The sequence below is a fragment of the Pantoea sp. SGAir0180 genome (assembly GCF_043546245.1).
This window is the reverse complement of the sequence record NZ_CP028071.1, coordinates 2,474,359-2,490,263: the sequence shown is the minus strand read 5'-3', so window position 1 is coordinate 2,490,263 and position 15,905 is coordinate 2,474,359. Positions and strand designations below refer to the sequence as shown.

General features: G+C 57.1%; 16 protein-coding genes. 10 read left to right on the top strand and 6 right to left on the bottom strand.

Annotation, left to right across the window (positions count from 1 at the left end; all coding sequences use genetic code 11):
* Positions 1–58 precede the first annotated feature (58 nt).
* Positions 59–841 carry a molybdenum-dependent transcriptional regulator gene (gene modE / locus C1N58_RS11610; RefSeq protein ID WP_205952813.1) on the bottom strand — a complete coding sequence of 261 codons (783 nt, stop codon included), beginning with the start codon at positions 839–841 and terminating at the stop codon, positions 59–61.
* Between the two features lie 141 nt (positions 842–982).
* On the opposite strand from modE, the gene C1N58_RS11605 reads away from it, so the two are divergent.
* From C1N58_RS11605 to modC, 4 genes are all read left to right on the top strand, one after another.
* Positions 983–1,138, top strand: coding sequence for an AcrZ family multidrug efflux pump-associated protein (locus C1N58_RS11605; RefSeq protein ID WP_006118494.1), 156 nt, complete (start codon positions 983–985; stop codon positions 1,136–1,138).
* A 135-nt stretch (positions 1,139–1,273) separates the two neighbouring features.
* Entirely contained in the window at positions 1,274–2,047 is a 774-nt protein-coding gene (gene modA / locus C1N58_RS11600; protein ID WP_054687982.1) for a molybdate ABC transporter substrate-binding protein, read from the top strand.
* Positions 2,044–2,739 carry a molybdate ABC transporter permease subunit gene (modB, locus tag C1N58_RS11595; RefSeq protein ID WP_006118496.1) on the top strand — a complete coding sequence of 232 codons (696 nt, stop codon included), beginning with the start codon at positions 2,044–2,046 and terminating at the stop codon, positions 2,737–2,739. The genes modA and modB overlap by 4 nt, the downstream gene beginning before the upstream one ends.
* Entirely contained in the window at positions 2,733–3,794 is a 1,062-nt protein-coding gene (modC, locus tag C1N58_RS11590; protein WP_006118497.1) for a molybdenum ABC transporter ATP-binding protein ModC, read from the top strand. The genes modB and modC overlap by 7 nt, the downstream gene beginning before the upstream one ends.
* A 34-nt stretch (positions 3,795–3,828) precedes the next feature.
* On the opposite strand, the gene C1N58_RS11585 is transcribed toward modC, so the two are convergent.
* Positions 3,829–4,647 carry a pyridoxal phosphatase gene (locus C1N58_RS11585; RefSeq protein ID WP_054687981.1) on the bottom strand — a complete coding sequence of 273 codons (819 nt, stop codon included), beginning with the start codon at positions 4,645–4,647 and terminating at the stop codon, positions 3,829–3,831.
* Between the two features lie 155 nt (positions 4,648–4,802).
* Here C1N58_RS11585 and pgl point away from each other — a divergent pair, with 155 nt between their 5' ends.
* Entirely contained in the window at positions 4,803–5,801 is a 999-nt protein-coding gene (gene pgl / locus C1N58_RS11580) for a 6-phosphogluconolactonase (protein WP_394564195.1), read from the top strand.
* A gap of 49 nt (positions 5,802–5,850) precedes the next feature.
* Here pgl and C1N58_RS11575 read toward each other — a convergent pair whose 3' ends face one another.
* Both C1N58_RS11575 and bioA read right to left on the bottom strand, forming a co-directional pair.
* Positions 5,851–6,327 carry a kinase inhibitor gene (locus C1N58_RS11575; RefSeq protein WP_033737738.1) on the bottom strand — a complete coding sequence of 159 codons (477 nt, stop codon included), beginning with the start codon at positions 6,325–6,327 and terminating at the stop codon, positions 5,851–5,853.
* A 73-nt stretch (positions 6,328–6,400) separates the two neighbouring features.
* Positions 6,401–7,693: an adenosylmethionine--8-amino-7-oxononanoate transaminase gene (bioA, locus tag C1N58_RS11570; protein ID WP_185199715.1), complete on the bottom strand. Its 1,293-nt coding sequence runs from the start codon at positions 7,691–7,693 to the stop codon at positions 6,401–6,403.
* An 85-nt stretch (positions 7,694–7,778) separates the two neighbouring features.
* Between bioA and bioB the strand changes: the two genes are divergently transcribed.
* From bioB to bioD, 4 genes are read left to right on the top strand one after another with little or no spacing between them, the layout of a single operon-like run.
* Positions 7,779–8,810 (top strand): biotin synthase BioB, encoded by a 1,032-nt coding sequence (gene bioB / locus C1N58_RS11565; RefSeq protein WP_394564194.1) that lies wholly within the window; start codon positions 7,779–7,781, stop codon positions 8,808–8,810.
* Positions 8,810–9,961 (top strand): 8-amino-7-oxononanoate synthase, encoded by a 1,152-nt coding sequence (bioF, locus tag C1N58_RS11560; RefSeq protein WP_394564193.1) that lies wholly within the window; start codon positions 8,810–8,812, stop codon positions 9,959–9,961. Before bioB ends, bioF begins: the two co-directional genes overlap by 1 nt.
* Positions 9,945–10,700 (top strand): malonyl-ACP O-methyltransferase BioC, encoded by a 756-nt coding sequence (bioC, locus tag C1N58_RS11555; RefSeq protein WP_394564192.1) that lies wholly within the window; start codon positions 9,945–9,947, stop codon positions 10,698–10,700. The genes bioF and bioC overlap by 17 nt, the downstream gene beginning before the upstream one ends.
* Entirely contained in the window at positions 10,697–11,368 is a 672-nt protein-coding gene (gene bioD / locus C1N58_RS11550) for a dethiobiotin synthase (RefSeq protein ID WP_394549786.1), read from the top strand. The genes bioC and bioD overlap by 4 nt, the downstream gene beginning before the upstream one ends.
* On the opposite strand, the gene C1N58_RS11545 is transcribed toward bioD, so the two are convergent.
* Positions 11,369–12,091: an ABC transporter ATP-binding protein gene (locus C1N58_RS11545; RefSeq protein ID WP_054634368.1), complete on the bottom strand. Its 723-nt coding sequence runs from the start codon at positions 12,089–12,091 to the stop codon at positions 11,369–11,371.
* Between the two features lie 882 nt (positions 12,092–12,973).
* Between C1N58_RS11545 and uvrB the strand changes: the two genes are divergently transcribed.
* Positions 12,974–14,995: an excinuclease ABC subunit UvrB gene (uvrB, locus tag C1N58_RS11540; protein WP_033737734.1), complete on the top strand. Its 2,022-nt coding sequence runs from the start codon at positions 12,974–12,976 to the stop codon at positions 14,993–14,995.
* A gap of 1 nt (position 14,996) precedes the next feature.
* Here the strand turns inward: uvrB and yvcK are convergent, their stop codons facing one another.
* Complete coding sequence (gene yvcK / locus C1N58_RS11535; protein ID WP_006118508.1) at positions 14,997–15,902, bottom strand: gluconeogenesis factor YvcK family protein; 906 nt, start codon at positions 15,900–15,902, stop codon at positions 14,997–14,999.
* Positions 15,903–15,905: the final 3 nt, after the last annotated feature.

Below are 15,905 nucleotides of genomic sequence, written 5' to 3'. Positions count from 1 at the left end.
CAGCGTTAACTGACGTTTTAGCGACTGCAAACAGGGATGTCAAACCGGCCGGTGAAAATCACCGCAGTGAGGCAACAATCGCATGACTGGCGCTGAAGCTGGCGATAACATTCATGCCGATGTGAAGCTGATGCTGTTCCGTTTCACGGTTATCCAGCGTGGCACACAACGTTTCGCCACTGGGTAAGGTCATCAGCACTTCACTCACCTGCTGGCCTTTTTCGATAGCCGTCAGCGTTGCGGCAAGCTGATTCTCGGCATCAGTGGGCGCGGTATGCACACTGACCCACGGGGCCTTGATTAATACCAGCACCTCTTTTCCGGCGTGCAAATTCAGCCGTTCTGCGCTGCGCTCGGTCAGGGCAATGTTGAGCCGCGTCACGCCATCGGCAAGCAGAATCGTCAGATGCTGTATCACCTGCTGAGCATCATTGTGCACGACGGTACCAAACAGTTGATTACGTGCACTGGTTTGCAGGGAGGAGCGGGCGATAGCCGCGAGTAAGCTGTCGAGCGGCAGGGTATCCTGCTGCAGCGCATCGAAGGCATGTTGCTGAATCTTTTCCATCAGGCCAAACAGCTGTACCAGTCGTTCACCGTAGCGGGTTAACTGCGCGCCGCCACCGCCTTTGCCCCCGGTCGCGCGTGCCACGACTTCCTGCCCGGCCAGGTGGTTCATGTCGCTGATGGCATCCCAGGCGCTTTTGTAACTGATGCCCGCCAGTTTAGCGCCCTGACTGATGGAGCCGGTTTGCTGCACGCGTTGCAGCAAGGCAATGCGGCGGGGATCGGCAAACAGTTTCTGCTGCAGGCGAATATGAAGGGTGAGGTCGGCTTGCATGGTGGCTCCTGCAAAAGGTAAGTCGCGTGATCGGGCTGATGATAACGAGCTTTGCGCCTCAAAGTAAAAGCACGAAAAGGTCTGCGCAAATTTTTACTGAGCCGTTACAATCTCTTTTTTATCCGCAAAGTGGGACTTTCCATGCTGGAACTCATTAAAAGCCTCGCCGTGGCAGTGATTATGGTACCTGTGGTTATGGCGATTATGTTAGGCCTGATTTACGGTCTGGGTGAAGTGTTTAACCTCATCTCTAAAACGGGTCGCCGCGACAACACTAACGCTCGCTCTCAGCATTAATCCTCCTGCAACGTCCGTCTCAGCACGGACGTTGCTGTTTTACGTCCACGCTTTTCTTCCTCTTTTAATCATTTTGTCTGGCTGTCAGGCCGTTCGCTGTATTATTTTATATATAACGATCACTGGAGAAAAATCATGAGTTTAACCTTACTACGTTCCGCAACTGCCGCCGTAATTGCCCTGTCACTGGCCGTTCCGGCGCTGGCAGCCGATAAAATCACCGTCTTTGCGGCGGCCTCACTGACCAATGCGCTTAACGAGATTGCGGCACACTATAAGAAAACACATGGGACAGAGGTGGTGTCGTCATTTGCCTCGTCGTCAGTCCTGGCCCGTCAGATTGAGCAGGGCGCGCCCGCCGATCTGTTTATCTCAGCCGATCAGCAGTGGATGGATGATGCGGTCGCGAAAAAAAGCATGATCGACACAACCCGCTATACCCTGTTGGGCAACGATCTGGTTCTGATAGCGCCACGCAGTGAGAACGCCAGGCCGGTAACGATTAACGATAAAACCGACTGGAAACGTCTGTTGAAAGGCGAACGTCTGGCGGTCGGCGATCCCGATCATGTGCCGGCGGGCATCTATGCCAAAGAGGCACTTGAGAAGCTGGGTGCCTGGTCTTCACTGTCACCTGTGCTGGCGCGCGCCAACAATGTGCGTGCCGCCCTGGCCCTGGTGGAACGTAATGAAACGCCTTACGGCATTGTGTACGGCTCTGATGCGGTCGCCAGCCAAAAAGTCCAGGTGGTCGGCACCTTTCCGGAAGACAGCCATAAACCGGTCGAATATCCTGTCGCGATTGTTAAAGATCGCGACAACGCGGCCGTTAAGGCTTTTTATAACTACCTGAAAGGGCCGGAAGCGGCCGCAGTGTTTACCCAATACGGATTCACGCCTAAAAAATGATACTCAGTGATGTTGAATGGCAGGCCGTGATGCTCAGCCTGCAGGTCTCCGGCATTGCCGTCCTGTGCAGTCTGCCCTTCGGCATCCTTATGGCATGGGTTCTGGTCCGCTGCCAGTTTCCGGGTAAAGCGCTTCTGGACGGTGTGATTCACCTGCCGCTGGTGCTGCCGCCGGTGGTGGTCGGTTATCTGTTACTGATTGGCTTGGGCCGACGCGGCTTTATTGGTGAAAAGCTGTATGAATGGTTCGGCTTTAGCTTCGCGTTTAGCTGGCGCGGTGCGGCACTGGCGTCGGCGGTGATTGCCTTTCCGCTCATGGTGCGGGCCATTCGCCTGGCGCTGGACGCCGTGGATATCCGGCTGGAACAGGCGGCCCGGACGCTGGGCGCGGGCCGCTGGCGGGTCTTTTTTACCATTACGCTGCCGTTAACGCTGCCCGGTATTATCGTCGGTACGGTGCTGGCCTTTGCCCGCTCGCTGGGGGAATTCGGTGCCACTATTACATTTGTTTCCAACATTCCTGGCGAAACGCGCACGCTGCCGCTCGCGATGTATACGCTGATTGAAACGCCCGGGGCAGAAGGGGCCGCTGCGCGTCTGTGCGTTATCGCGGTGGTGCTGGCACTGGCCTCCTTGCTGGTGTCTGAATGGCTGGCGCAATGGGGCCGGAAACGGATGGGGGCCGGATGCTGACGCTCGATTTCACACAACGGCTGGGCGAACATGAGCTGGAGATCAACGTGACGGTTCCCGCCAACGGCATCACGGCAATATTTGGCGTGTCGGGTGCGGGTAAAACCTCGTTAATCAACGCGATTGGGGGGCTGACCCGGCCGCAGCGCGGGCGCATTCAGCTGCATGACCGTGTGCTGTTTGACGCCGAACAGCAGATTGCCTTGCCGCCTGAAAAGCGCAACGTGGGTTACGTTTTCCAGGAGGCGCGACTGTTTCCGCACTATCGTGTCCGGGGTAACTTACGCTATGGCCTGGCAGCCAGTATGAAAGGGCAGTTTGACACGCTGGTGGACTTACTGGGACTCGAACCCTTACTGGACCGTTTTCCGCTCTCGCTCTCGGGCGGCGAAAAGCAGCGGGTGGCCATCGGGCGGGCGTTGCTCAGCGCCCCTGATATCCTGTTAATGGATGAACCCCTGGCCTCGCTGGATTTGCCGCGCAAGCGTGAGCTGATGCCATATCTGCAAAAACTGGCAAAGCAGGTGGATATCCCGGTGCTGTACGTTTCTCACAGCCTCGACGAAATTCTGCAACTGGCCGAGACGGTGCTGGTTCTGGATCACGGCAAGGTGAAGGCCTTTGGCCCGCTGGAGCGGGTCTGGAGCAGCAGTGCGATGCGCCCCTGGCTGCCGGTCAGCGACCTGACCAGCGTACTGCGCGTTCAGGTGCTAGAGCATCATCCAGATTACCCGATGACGGCGTTATCGTTGGGCGATCAGCATATCTGGGTCAGTCGGGTAAATCAGCCGGTCAAAACGCCATTACGGATACGGATTGCGTCGGCCGATGTTTCGCTGACGCTGCAACCGGCAAAACACAGCTCTGTTCGCAATGTGCTGCCGGCACAGGTGGTGGAGTTAATTGAGGTGGGCGATCAGGTGGAGGTTAAGCTGCGCATCGGTATCAGCGAACTCTGGGCGCGCATCTCTCCCTGGGCCCGGGACGAACTTAACATTCGCCCGGAGCAGTGGCTGTACGCGCAGATTAAAAGCGTCTCTGTCACACCGGAATGACCCGCTGAAACCGTGCTCATCGGGTCAGTGAAACTTACAGAACGAGCTGATAAAGCGTCTCGGCAATGCCGGTTTCCAGATTCGTACCGATGACCCTCTTCGCCCGGGCTTTAATGGCGTCATCCGCATTGCCCATGGCCACGCCCAGCCCCACCGTTTCCAGCATGCTCAGATCGTTGTAGTTGTCGCCAAAGGCAATGACGTCCTGCATTGTCAGCCCGATGGATTCTACCCACTGCGCCAGGCGCTTGCCTTTACTGTTACCGCCGCGGGCAACGTCGACCTGATCGTGCCAGGACCATTCGCAGGCCAGACCCAGCTCGTCTTGCGCACGCTGCGCAAACTGCTGCAACGCTGCTGTGTTGTCGTGAGACAGGGCAAACTTCCAGATCGACTGCGCCTCTCTGGCGGCCTGCGCCAGGCTGTCCACCTGTTTGAACACCGGACGCTGATGTGGAGGTAATGACTCACTCCATTTCAGCGTACGAATCACATGGCCGGTCGGCGTTTGATAGAGCATCGCATCGTCCACATACAGCAGACCATGAATATGATGTTCATCCAGCATCTCGATCACACGTACCGCAACGTCGGTATCCAGCGGATCGGCAGCCAGGACTTTTTTCGCCGGATAATCGTACAGGTAGGTCCCGTTACAGCAGATGGCGGGCGTATCCAGATTGAGCGTCTGGTAGAAAGGATGAATGGCACAGTGATGGCGTCCGGTCACGATAATCACCTTGATGCCCGCTTTGCGCGCCTGGGTAATCGCTTCTGTGGATTGGGGCAGAATGGTTTTCGTCGGGGTCAACAGCGTGCCGTCAAGGTCGAGGGCGATTACACGATAGCTCATTAATCCTCTCATCTGGATAGGTTAGCGAAACAGCAAGTCTACACCTGACTGTGGCCCGGAAACAAAAATCAGGGCACAAATCATTCCAGCGAGACAGAAAAAAACGCGCTACAGTGACCTGCAGAACAACATGAGTCAGCGAAAAAGGAGAATACATGAAGCAGGTTGTCTACACCGCCAGTCCCGAGAGTCAACAAATCCATGTCTGGCAGTTGAACGATGAGGGCACCTTGACGCTACTGCAGGTAACGGATATCGCCGGTCAGGTTCAGCCTATGGTGGTCAGTCCGAAAAAAGATTTCTTGTATGTGGGCGTGCGTCCGGATTTCCGCGTGCTGGCCTTTCGTATTGCGCAGGATGGCACCTTAACGGAAGCGGGGCAGGCACCGTTGCCGGGCAGCCCCACCCACATCTCCACCGATCACGCTGGCCGTTTCCTGTTTTGTGGCTCCTACAATGATGCCTGCGTCAGCATCAGCCCCATCGGCGCTGACGGTGTGCCCCAGGCTCCGAGCCAGGTGATCGACGGTCTGGCAGGTTGTCACTCTGCGAACATCGATAATGCCGACAGCACGTTATATGTGCCCGCGCTCAAACAGGATCGCATCTGCCTGTTTAACCTCGGGGCGGACGGTCAGTTAACGCCGCATTCCCAGCAACAGGTCACTACGGCAGAGGGCGCGGGCCCGCGTCATATGGCGTTTCATGCCAACGGCCAGTACGCCTACAGCGTTAATGAACTTAACAGCACGGCCGAAGTCTGGTCACTGAAGAATGCACACGGCAAAATGGAATCGGTGCAAACGCTCGATATGATGCCGCCTGATTTTACCGGCACGCGCTGGGCCGCCGATATTCACCTGACGCCGGACGGACGTTTCCTGTACGCCTGCGATCGCACCAGCAGCACCATCACGGTGTTCAGCGTGAGTGAAGATGGCGCGCTACTGACGGTGGAGGGCTTCCAGCCGACCGAAACGCAGCCGCGGGGCTTCAATATCGACCACACGGGCCAGTATCTGGTGGCGGCAGGACAGAAGTCGCATCACATTGAGGTATACCGCATTACTCAACCGCAAGGGCAACTTGAACCTGTCGGCCGTTATGCCGTTGGACAGGGCCCAATGTGGGTTGTGGTACATCAGCTGGCTTAACGTTCAGCGTTGCCGCTCCCGGGCGGGAGCGGCAGAAGAGCACGCGCAATCAGACGTAATGAACGGTCAATGACGCGCTGGCTAATACGTGAAAATGCACGTTGAAGCCCACCATCGCGCCGCTGGCGCCTGCATCGACCTCAATGCTCTCCACATCCAGCGCATGGACGCTAAAAATGTAGCGGTGCGTTTCACCCGCCGGTGGCGCGGCCCCGCCGTACCCGGCCTGGCCGAAATCTGTGCGGGTTTGCACGGCACCTGCAGGTAAGGCGGCTTTACCGGAACCCGCACCCTGCGGCAGCGATGTGGTATCGGCCGGAAGATTGGCGACCACCCAGTGCCACCAGCCTGAGCCGGTCGGGGCATCAGGATCGAAACAGGTCACGACAAAACTTTTTGTGCCTTCCGGCGCGTCTTCCCAGGCAAGATGCGGTGACACATTTTCGCCCTGATAGCCCATCCCGTTGAAAACATGCTTTTCCGGCATTTTGTCGCCGTCGTGTAAATCCTGACTATAAACTCGCATCACATCTCCTTGGGTTTATGGTGACTGCGTCTTCATCTTAACCAAAACCGCCTGGACGTCCAGCCTTCAGGGCTCAACGCAGAAAATGGCCGGGGTTCGCCAGGGCTGCGGCCATGGCCTGGATCAGCGTATCCAGTGCTTCAGGCGCGATGATATAGGGCGGCATCAGGTAGATCAGACGACCAAAGGGCCGAATCCAGACGCCCTGACTGACGAAAAACTGCTGCAGTGCGGCCATATTCACTGGACGGTGAGTTTCTACCACGCCAATCGCGCCCAGCACACGGACATCGGCTACCGCTGGCGACTGGCGCAGTGGCGTCAGTCCCGCCTGAAGCTGACGCTCGATAGCGCTGACCTGCCCGCGCCAGTGGCCTTCCTGTACCATTTTCAGGCTCTCCGTCGCGACGGCGCACGCCAGCGGATTGCCCATAAAGGTTGGGCCATGCATAAAGCAGCCCGCCGGGCTGCGGCTGATGGTATCGGCGACATCACGCGTGGTCAGCGTGGCGGCCAGGCTCATCGTGCCGCCGGTCAGGGCTTTGCCGACGCACAGGATGTCCGGTGTGATCGCCGCATGTTCGCAGGCAAACAGCGTGCCGGTGCGGCCAAAGCCCGTGGCGATTTCATCAGCGATCAGCAGGATGCCGTAACGATCACACCACTCGCGTACCTTCTGCAGGTAGCGCGGATGGTAAAAACGCATGCCGCCCGCGCCCTGTACGATGGGCTCCAGAATCACCGCGGCCAACTGATGCTGATGCTGTTCGATCAGCCGGGCGAAATCCTGAAAATCTTCTTCATTCCAGGCCGCGTCAAAACCACATTGCGGCGCCTCGGCAAAGTGGTGCTCGGGCAGATAGCCGCGCCACAGGCTGTGCATGGAATTATCCGGATCGCACACCGACATCGCCGCAAATGTATCACCGTGATAGCCACGCTTGAGGGTTAAAAACTGCTGACGCGTTTCTCCCCGACCCAGCCAGTACTGCAACGCCATCTTCATTGCCACTTCGACGGCAACGGAGCCGGAGTCTGCAAGGAATACGCACGCCAGCGCGTCAGGTGTCATCGCCACTAACTGACGACACAGCGCCACCGCGGCGGGATGCGTAATCCCGCCGAACATCACGTGGGACATCTGGGCCATCTGCTGCTGCAGGGCCTGGTTCAGGCGTGGATGGTTGTAACCATGAATCGCCGCCCACCAGGAGGACATCCCGTCTACCAGTGTGCGCCCATCCGCCAGCTGCAGCGTGTAACCCTGTGCCGCCACGACCGGGTAACAGGGCAACGGTTGCTGCATGGAGGTGTAAGGATGCCAGATATGCTGGCGATCGAATTCGGCGTCCTGAAGCGTAAACATCGTAGTTGTAAACCAAAATAAAAAGATTTAGTTTACAAGTATACCCACGTTAACTGTCGGGATGACACCTTTTTTGGAGTACGTAATGTCACAACGTTGGACGCTAGCCCAGGCACAGGCCCTGTTTGAAAGCCCGTTTCTTGAACTGATGTTTGAAGCACAGCAGGTACATCGCCAGCATTTCGATCCGCGTCAGGTTCAGGTCAGCACACTGCTGTCGATTAAAACGGGTGCCTGCCCGGAAGACTGCAAATACTGTCCGCAAAGTGCCCGCTACAAGACCGGGCTGGAATCAGAGCGCCTGATGGAAGTGGATGAGGTCCTGCGTTCGGCGCAAAAAGCGAAAGCGGCCGGATCCAGCCGCTTCTGCATGGGCGCGGCGTGGAAAAACCCCAGCGATCGCGATATGCCTTATCTGGAAAAAATGGTTGAAGGCGTGAAAGCAATGGGCATGGAAACCTGCATGACGCTGGGAACGCTGAGCGACAGCCAGGCCCAGCGTTTAGGTCGCGCCGGGCTGGACTTTTATAACCACAATCTGGATACCTCGCCCGAGTTTTACGGCAACATCATTACCACGCGCAGCTATCAGGAACGACTGGATACGTTGGGCAAGGTGCGCGAGGCTGGTATCAAGGTCTGCTCGGGCGGGATTGTTGGCCTGGGCGAAACGGTTAATGATCGCGCCGGGTTGCTGGTGCAGCTGGCCAACTTACCGACGCCGCCGGAAAGCGTGCCGATCAACATGCTGGTCAAGGTGAAAGGCACCCCGCTGGAAGACAATGACGATGTCGAACCTTTCGATTTTATCCGCACCATCGCCGTCGCCCGCATCATGATGCCTGCCTCGCACGTGCGTCTGTCGGCGGGCCGCGAACAGATGAATGAACAAACCCAGGCAATGTGTTTTATGGCCGGGGCTAACTCGATTTTTTACGGCTGCAAGCTGCTGACCACGCCAAACCCGGAAGAAGACAAAGATATGCTGCTGTTCCGCAAGCTCGGACTGAATCCGGAACATACCCAGACCGCCCATGGCGATAATGCGCAACAGCAGCAGCTCAGTGAGCAACTGCTCAATGCCGACACAGAAAAATTCTATAACGCGGCGCTGTAATGGGCTGGCCGCAACGCATACAGAAGGCGCTCGCGCAGCGCCGTGCTGAAGAGGGCTGGCGCGAACGGCGCGTAGTTGACGCCAGTCAGACGCGCCTGATCCGCTATGCAGGCCGGGATTATCGTCACTTTTCCAGTAATGATTATCTTGGGTTAAGCCAGCATCCGGCGGTGATTGCCGGATGGCAACAGGGCGCGGCACTGGCCGGGGCGGGGGCAGGCGCATCCAGCCATGTCACCGGTTTCCAGGCTCTTCATGCCACCCTGGAAGCGCAACTGGCCGGGTGGCTGGGTTATCCCCGGGCATTACTGTTTATTTCCGGCTTTGCCGCCAACCAGGCGGTCATTCACCTGCTCGCCGGGAAAAACGATCGCATTCTTGCTGACAAGCTGAGCCATGCCTCGTTGCTGGATGCTGCAAGTCACAGCCCTGCGCAACTGCGTCGTTTCGCCCATAACGATCCGGACAGTCTGGCTGTGCGACTGAGTGCGCCCTGTGAAGGGCAAACGCTGGTGGTCACGGAAGGGATCTTCAGCATGGATGGTGACAGCGCGCCGTTACAGACGCTGGCGGCGCAGTCGCGTGAGGCAGGGGCCTGGTTACTGGTTGACGATGCGCACGGCATTGGCGTCACAGGTGAGCAGGGGCGCGGCAGCTGTTGGCAACAGGGCATTAAGCCCGAACTGCTGGTGGTCACCTTCGGTAAAGCCTTTGGCGTCAGCGGCGCGGCATTGCTGTGTGATGACGCGACGGCCGACTATTTTGTGCAGTTTTCGCGCCACCTCATCTACTCAACCGCCATGCCGCCAGCACAGGCCAGCGCGTTACTGGCCGCCCTGAAACAGGTGCAGGCAGGCGATGGACTGCGCCAGCGCCTGAGCTGCAACATTGCCCATTTCCGCCGGGGTGCCTCTTCCTTGCCCTGGTCGCTTATGCCGTCATCCAGTGCCATCCAACCGTTACTTGTTGGCGATAACGCCCAGGCGATGGCCTTGTCGGCCCGTTTAGCCGAAGCCGGTTGCTGGGTCAGCGCGATTCGTCCGCCTACCGTACCGCCGGGCACGGCACGTTTGCGCATCACGCTGACCGCCGCGCATCAGCCAGACGATATTGATGTCCTGCTGGAGGCACTTCATGACGCTGCACATTGATAAACGTGCCGTAGCCAGAGCCTTTGGGCGCGCGGCGTCGTGTTACGACAGGCATGCCGAACTGCAACGGATCAGCGGGGATGCGCTGCTGGCATGGGTGCCTGCTCAAACCGGTCCACAGGTGCTGGATGCGGGCTGTGGCACCGGCTGGTACAGCCGGCTATGGCGCGACCGGGGGAAACAGGTCATGGCGCTGGATCTGTCGCCGCAGATGTTGCATCAGGCCCGGCAAAACGCGGTGGCGCATCATTATCTGGCGGGCGACATCGACGCACTGCCGTTAGCCGATCAGAGCATTGATCTGTTATGGAGTAATCTGGTGGTGCAATGGAGCGATGATTTACCGGCCGCGCTCAGGCAGTTTACGCGGGTGCTGAAACCCGGCGGCTGTATGCTGTTTTCAACGCTGAGCGCGGGATCGCTGCATGAGGTTCACGAGGCCTGGTCGCATCTTGACGCGCATGTGCACGCCAATCGCTTTCTGTCGGCGCAGGCGATCGCCGCAGCCTGTGCCGCACAACGGCTGCGCTGTCACGCGCAAACCGTCACCCTGCATTTTCCCGATGCGCTCAGCGCCATGCGCTCTCTGAAGGGCATTGGCGCAACGCATCTGCATGCCGGACGGGCCGATTATGTGCTGACGCGTCGCCGTCTGGCACAGCTTGAAGCCCACTGGCCACGGGACGAACAGGGTTTCCGCCTCAGTTATCATTTGATGTATGGAGTAAGTGAATCATGACACGCTGGTTTATCACCGGTACCGATACTGAAGTCGGTAAAACCGTTGCCAGTAGCGCCCTGCTGCAGGCGGCGAGCGCAGCAGGCTACCGCTGTGCGGGCTACAAACCGGTGGCCTCGGGCTGTACGTTAACCGCAGAAGGCATCCGTAACAGCGATGCGCTGGCGCTGCAACGTTACAGCAGTGTGCCGCTCTGCTATGAGCAGGTGAATCCGCTGGCCTTTATGGAGCCGACATCGCCGCATATCGTCAGCGCAGAGGAAGGCAGGCCAATTACCTTTTCAACGCTATCGGCGGGGCTTCGCGAGCTGGAGCCGCTGGCTGACTGGATTCTGATTGAAGGCGCGGGCGGCTGGTATACGCCGCTGTCTGAAACGCAAACCTATGCCGACTGGGTTGAGACTGAACGGCTACCGGTGATTTTGGTGGTGGGTGTAAAACTGGGCTGTCTTAATCATGCCATGCTGACCGCCGAGGCGGTAAGGGCGCGTGGACTGCGACTGGCTGGCTGGATTGCCAACACGGTTCAGCCGCCCGGCCAGCGTTATCAGGCATACCTTACGGCCCTGAAGGAGCGCCTGCCCGCGCCTTGTCTGGGTGTCATTCCCTGGTTAGCGGATGACAGCCAGCAGGCGGACTGTGGTCACTATCTGACGCTACCGGATTAATCACGCCATCGTCAGCCATTTATCGAGCGTACCGTCATCCAGCAGGGTGACGTTACCCTGCGCCACATTACGCCCGCGATGCAACAGCAAAAAGCTGTCAGCGACGCGCCGAATCAGGGAAACCCGCTGCTCCAGCAGCAGAATCGTCAGGCCGTACTCCCGGTTAAGACGCCGAATCAGGTTACCCATCTCTTCTTCCAGCCAGGGCGCCATGCCATCGGCGGGCTCATCCAGAATCAGCAGGCGTGGCTGTAATACCAGCGCGCGGGCAAGGGCCAGTTGCTGCTGCTGGTAAACCGGCAAATCCCCGCTGCGCTGTTGACGCAGCGAATAGAGAGCCGGCAGAAGATCAAAAATCATTTCCGGAATAGGCCGGTGATTTTCGCGCGATTCAGCGCCTGCCAGCAGGGCAATCAGTAAGTTATCTTCTACGCTCATCTGCGTGAAAATATGTCGTCCCTGTGGCACATAACCAATGCCCTGGCGTGCACGTTGATCGGCAGGCTGCGACAGCAAATCCTCTGGCGGCGAGCCATCCTGCTGCCAGCTAATCGTGCCGCTGTTGATGGGAAGCTTACCCATGATGCAGTTCACCAGCGTGGTTTTTCCCATGCCGGGACGTCCCAGTATGCCGGTACAGGTGCCGGGGGGCAGGTCAAGGTCCACATTCCAGAGAATATGATTTTTTCCGTAAAACTGATTCACCGACCGTAAACTTAGCATCTGACGCGCTCCTTCCAGATAATTAACCTGAATGTTTTGCTGCTCATAACGGGTAAATCGCACTACCAGAATAGCAGGGCTATGACTGCTGCTGTGGCGCATGACATCCTGATCACAGAGCATGCAATTACCGGGCCAGAGTCGGAGTGAACGAAGTTTGCGCGCTTAACATGCGGAATTTTGACGGTTTAAATATAAGCAAAAGTGAACAATTGACGGGCGGGACGACTGCGTAGCGCGATGAGGGTGCAGGAAAAATGAGCGTCAGGTGCAGTTGCCCATAAATGGCGCAGGCAGTCTGCTGTAAAAAACAGCAACCTGAAAAGCCAGACGATCAACGTTGAATGCGCGCCATGCATTGCGCTAAAACAACGCTATTGGCGTTAAAAATTTCGCTAAAAAAAATTTTTTTTCATCAAAACGCGGCGGCAGAAAAAATTATGCACAGCCGATATTCCAAGGCCTCTCATCAGTTATCCACTATTCCTGTGGATAACCTTGTGCATTAGATAATGAAAACAGGTTAGAAGCGAGGAAATACGCGGCCTGGTCACGTAATGATGACAATCTGGGCTTTTTTTACTTACTATTAAAAATCAGTGTGTTAGTAAAAAACAAGCCTGCCGGATTGGACGCGATTCATCAAACTGCAATTTTATGACACAGGCTTGACAAATGTTAAATCAATACGTGGCTTGGGGATAACCTTGCGCAACAAAAACGGGTGTTTGCCTGGGCAAAAGTGCCAGAGTCAAGTAAAACCTGACGACAATACTGTGCATCATCACTGGTATTATATCCAGTATTTTTTTCTGGCAAAATTGCCATAGCAGAGTAAAATAATGGGCTGCCCGCCGTCTTTCTTCTGCAGGAACCGCATTCATGAGTAAAGATTTTAAACTGAACTCCGCTTTCAAGCCTTCTGGCGATCAGCCGGAAGCGATCCGCCGTCTGGAAGCCGGACTGGAAGACGGCCTGGCGCATCAGACGCTGTTAGGCGTAACCGGATCGGGTAAAACCTTTACCGTTGCTAACGTTATTGCCGACCTGAATCGTCCTACCATGGTGCTGGCTCCTAATAAGACGCTGGCGGCGCAACTGTATGGCGAGATGAAGGAGTTCTTTCCCGAAAACGCCGTAGAGTTTTTTGTCTCGTACTATGACTACTACCAGCCCGAAGCTTACGTGCCCAGTTCGGATACCTTTATCGAAAAGGATGCGTCGGTGAACGAACATATCGAGCAAATGCGCCTCTCCGCGACGAAAGCGTTGCTGGAACGGCGCGACGTGATTGTCGTGGCCTCCGTGTCTGCCATCTACGGCCTGGGCGATCCCGATCTGTATCTGAAAATGATGCTGCACCTAACGCGCGGCATGATTATCGATCAGCGCAGCATCCTGCGTCGCCTGTCGGAGTTACAGTACACGCGTAACGATCAGGCGTTTCAGCGCGGGACGTTCCGGGTCCGGGGCGAAGTCATTGATATCTTCCCGGCCGAATCTGACGATATGGCCCTGCGGGTTGAATTATTCGATGAAGAGGTGGAGCGGCTGTCCCTGTTTGACCCGCTTACCGGTCAGGTCGAATCGGTGGTGCCGCGCTTTACCATTTACCCTAAAACGCACTACGTTACGCCACGTGAGCGTATCCTGCAGGCCATGGAAGACATCAAGGTTGAACTGGCCGAACGGCGCAAGATCCTGCTGGAAAACAACAAACTGCTGGAAGAGCAGCGTATTACCCAACGGACGCAGTTTGACCTTGAAATGATGGGGGAGCTGGGATACTGCTCTGGTATCGAAAACTACTCCCGCTATCTGTCTGGCCGCGGACCGGGGGAAGCGCCGCCGACCTTATTTGACTATCTGCCGGCGGATGGCCTGCTGGTCGTCGATGAGTCGCACGTAACCATTCCGCAGATTGGCGGCATGTACCGCGGGGACAGGGCGCGTAAAGAGACGTTAGTCGAATATGGCTTCCGCCTGCCTTCGGCGCTGGACAACCGCCCCATGAAGTTTGAAGAGTTCGAGGCGCTGGCCCCTCAGACCATTTATGTCTCCGCCACGCCAGGCAAATACGAGCTGGAAAAATCGGGCGATGAGGTGATCGATCAGGTGGTGCGTCCGACGGGGCTGCTGGATCCGATCCTTGAGGTGCGGCCCGTGGCGACTCAGGTGGACGATTTGCTGTCAGAGATCCGCCAGCGCGTTAACGTCAATGAACGCGTACTGGTCACGGTGCTCACCAAACGTATGGCCGAAGACCTGACGGAGTACCTGGAAGAACACGGTGAAAAGGTGCGCTATCTGCACTCTGACATCGATACCGTCGAGCGCATGGAAATTATTCGCGACCTGCGCCTGGGCAAATTTGATGTGCTGGTGGGCATCAACCTGCTGCGAGAAGGGCTGGATATGCCGGAAGTCTCGCTGGTGGCCATTCTGGATGCCGATAAAGAGGGGTTCCTGCGTTCCGAGCGCTCCCTGATCCAGACCATCGGGCGCGCTGCACGTAACATCAATGGTAAAGCGATCCTCTACGGCGATAAGATCACGCCTTCCATGGCGCGCGCCATTGAAGAAACTGAGCGCCGTCGTGAGAAGCAGCAGCGCTACAACGAAGAGAATGGCATCGTACCGCAGGGCCTGAATAAGAAAATCACCGATATTCTGGAACTGGGCAATAACGTGGTGAAAACGCGGGGTAAAGCCAAACCCGGCAAGCGCAACGCCGCTGAGACAGAGACGGATTACCTGGCGTTGTCACCACAGGCGTTGCAGAAAAAGATTCACGAACTGGAAGGGCAGATGCAGCAGCATGCGCAAAACCTGGAGTTCGAACAGGCTGCTGGCCTGCGCGATCAGCTCCAGGAACTGCGCACCTTGTTTATCGCGGTGTCCTGAGTCAGTTAAACCGCTGGATGGCGTGCTCCAGCGCGCCGCGCAGCAGCTGGCGGTCGTGACGATATTTAATATCTGCGGCCTCCAGCGGCTCCTGGATGATCAGGCGGTTGTCGATCAGACTGACGTCCGTGGCCGGTCCGACAACCACGGCGTCGATGACCCGTTTACCAATCGCCTCTTCCATTATTCGCAGCTTATCCGCCACGGTCAGCGCCGCCGCCGCCGGACTGAGTTCACGGCCCAGGTTGCCGATAAACACCATGTTCGCGGGCGTGCGGCGCAGCGCCTGCGCCATCTCTTTCATTAACAGAATGGGCATCAGGCTGGTGTAGAAGCTGCCTGGCCCAATCAGAATCAAATCGGCTTCTGCAACGGCATCGAGCGCTTCGCGCGTCGGTTGCACCACAGGATGCAGCATTAACGCCTGTGGTGGTGCGCGCATCTCATCAATGGCGGTTTCACCATAAACGGCATTGCCTTCGTCATCTGTTGCCATCAAATCCACCGGATGTTCAGACATCGGGATTAAAAACGCGTCAACTTTTAGCAGATTTCGGATGATATTGACCACTTCCAGCGGACGCACGCTCAGATGATCCAGCGCTTTCAGTATTAAATTGCCCAGATTGTGCCCGGCCAGTTCGCCATTGCCGGTAAAGCGGTATTCGAACATCGCGGACGCGACGCTGGGCTCGGTAATCAACTGGTTAATGCAGTTGCGCAAATCGCCCCAGGCGATACCGCCTTCAGCCCGACGGATGCGACCGGTGGAGCCACCGTTATCAGTGGTGGTAACGATGCCGGTCAGGCGCGAACCCAGTGGTGACAAGGCCGACATCACGCGACCTAATCCATGTCCGCCGCCCAGTGCCACGACGCGATCCAGGTCCGCCAGTGTTCGATTCATATT

What these genes read in the sequence shown, in the direction of transcription:
- modE (WP_205952813.1), bottom strand. Translation starts at nt 841, where the DNA reads ATGCAAGCCGACCTCACCCTTCATATTCGCCTGCAGCAGAAACTGTTT.
- C1N58_RS11605 (WP_006118494.1), top strand. Translation starts at nt 983, where the DNA reads ATGCTGGAACTCATTAAAAGCCTCGCCGTGGCAGTGATTATGGTACCT.
- modA (WP_054687982.1), top strand. Translation starts at nt 1,274, where the DNA reads ATGAGTTTAACCTTACTACGTTCCGCAACTGCCGCCGTAATTGCCCTG.
- modB (WP_006118496.1), top strand. Translation starts at nt 2,044, where the DNA reads ATGATACTCAGTGATGTTGAATGGCAGGCCGTGATGCTCAGCCTGCAG.
- modC (WP_006118497.1), top strand. Translation starts at nt 2,733, where the DNA reads ATGCTGACGCTCGATTTCACACAACGGCTGGGCGAACATGAGCTGGAG.
- C1N58_RS11585 (WP_054687981.1), bottom strand. Translation starts at nt 4,647, where the DNA reads ATGAGCTATCGTGTAATCGCCCTCGACCTTGACGGCACGCTGTTGACC.
- pgl (WP_394564195.1), top strand. Translation starts at nt 4,803, where the DNA reads ATGAAGCAGGTTGTCTACACCGCCAGTCCCGAGAGTCAACAAATCCAT.
- C1N58_RS11575 (WP_033737738.1), bottom strand. Translation starts at nt 6,327, where the DNA reads ATGCGAGTTTATAGTCAGGATTTACACGACGGCGACAAAATGCCGGAA.
- bioA (WP_185199715.1), bottom strand. Translation starts at nt 7,693, where the DNA reads ATGTTTACGCTTCAGGACGCCGAATTCGATCGCCAGCATATCTGGCAT.
- bioB (WP_394564194.1), top strand. Translation starts at nt 7,779, where the DNA reads ATGTCACAACGTTGGACGCTAGCCCAGGCACAGGCCCTGTTTGAAAGC.
- bioF (WP_394564193.1), top strand. Translation starts at nt 8,810, where the DNA reads ATGGGCTGGCCGCAACGCATACAGAAGGCGCTCGCGCAGCGCCGTGCT.
- bioC (WP_394564192.1), top strand. Translation starts at nt 9,945, where the DNA reads ATGACGCTGCACATTGATAAACGTGCCGTAGCCAGAGCCTTTGGGCGC.
- bioD (WP_394549786.1), top strand. Translation starts at nt 10,697, where the DNA reads ATGACACGCTGGTTTATCACCGGTACCGATACTGAAGTCGGTAAAACC.
- C1N58_RS11545 (WP_054634368.1), bottom strand. Translation starts at nt 12,091, where the DNA reads ATGCTAAGTTTACGGTCGGTGAATCAGTTTTACGGAAAAAATCATATT.
- uvrB (WP_033737734.1), top strand. Translation starts at nt 12,974, where the DNA reads ATGAGTAAAGATTTTAAACTGAACTCCGCTTTCAAGCCTTCTGGCGAT.
- yvcK (WP_006118508.1), bottom strand. Translation starts at nt 15,902, where the DNA reads ATGAATCGAACACTGGCGGACCTGGATCGCGTCGTGGCACTGGGCGGC.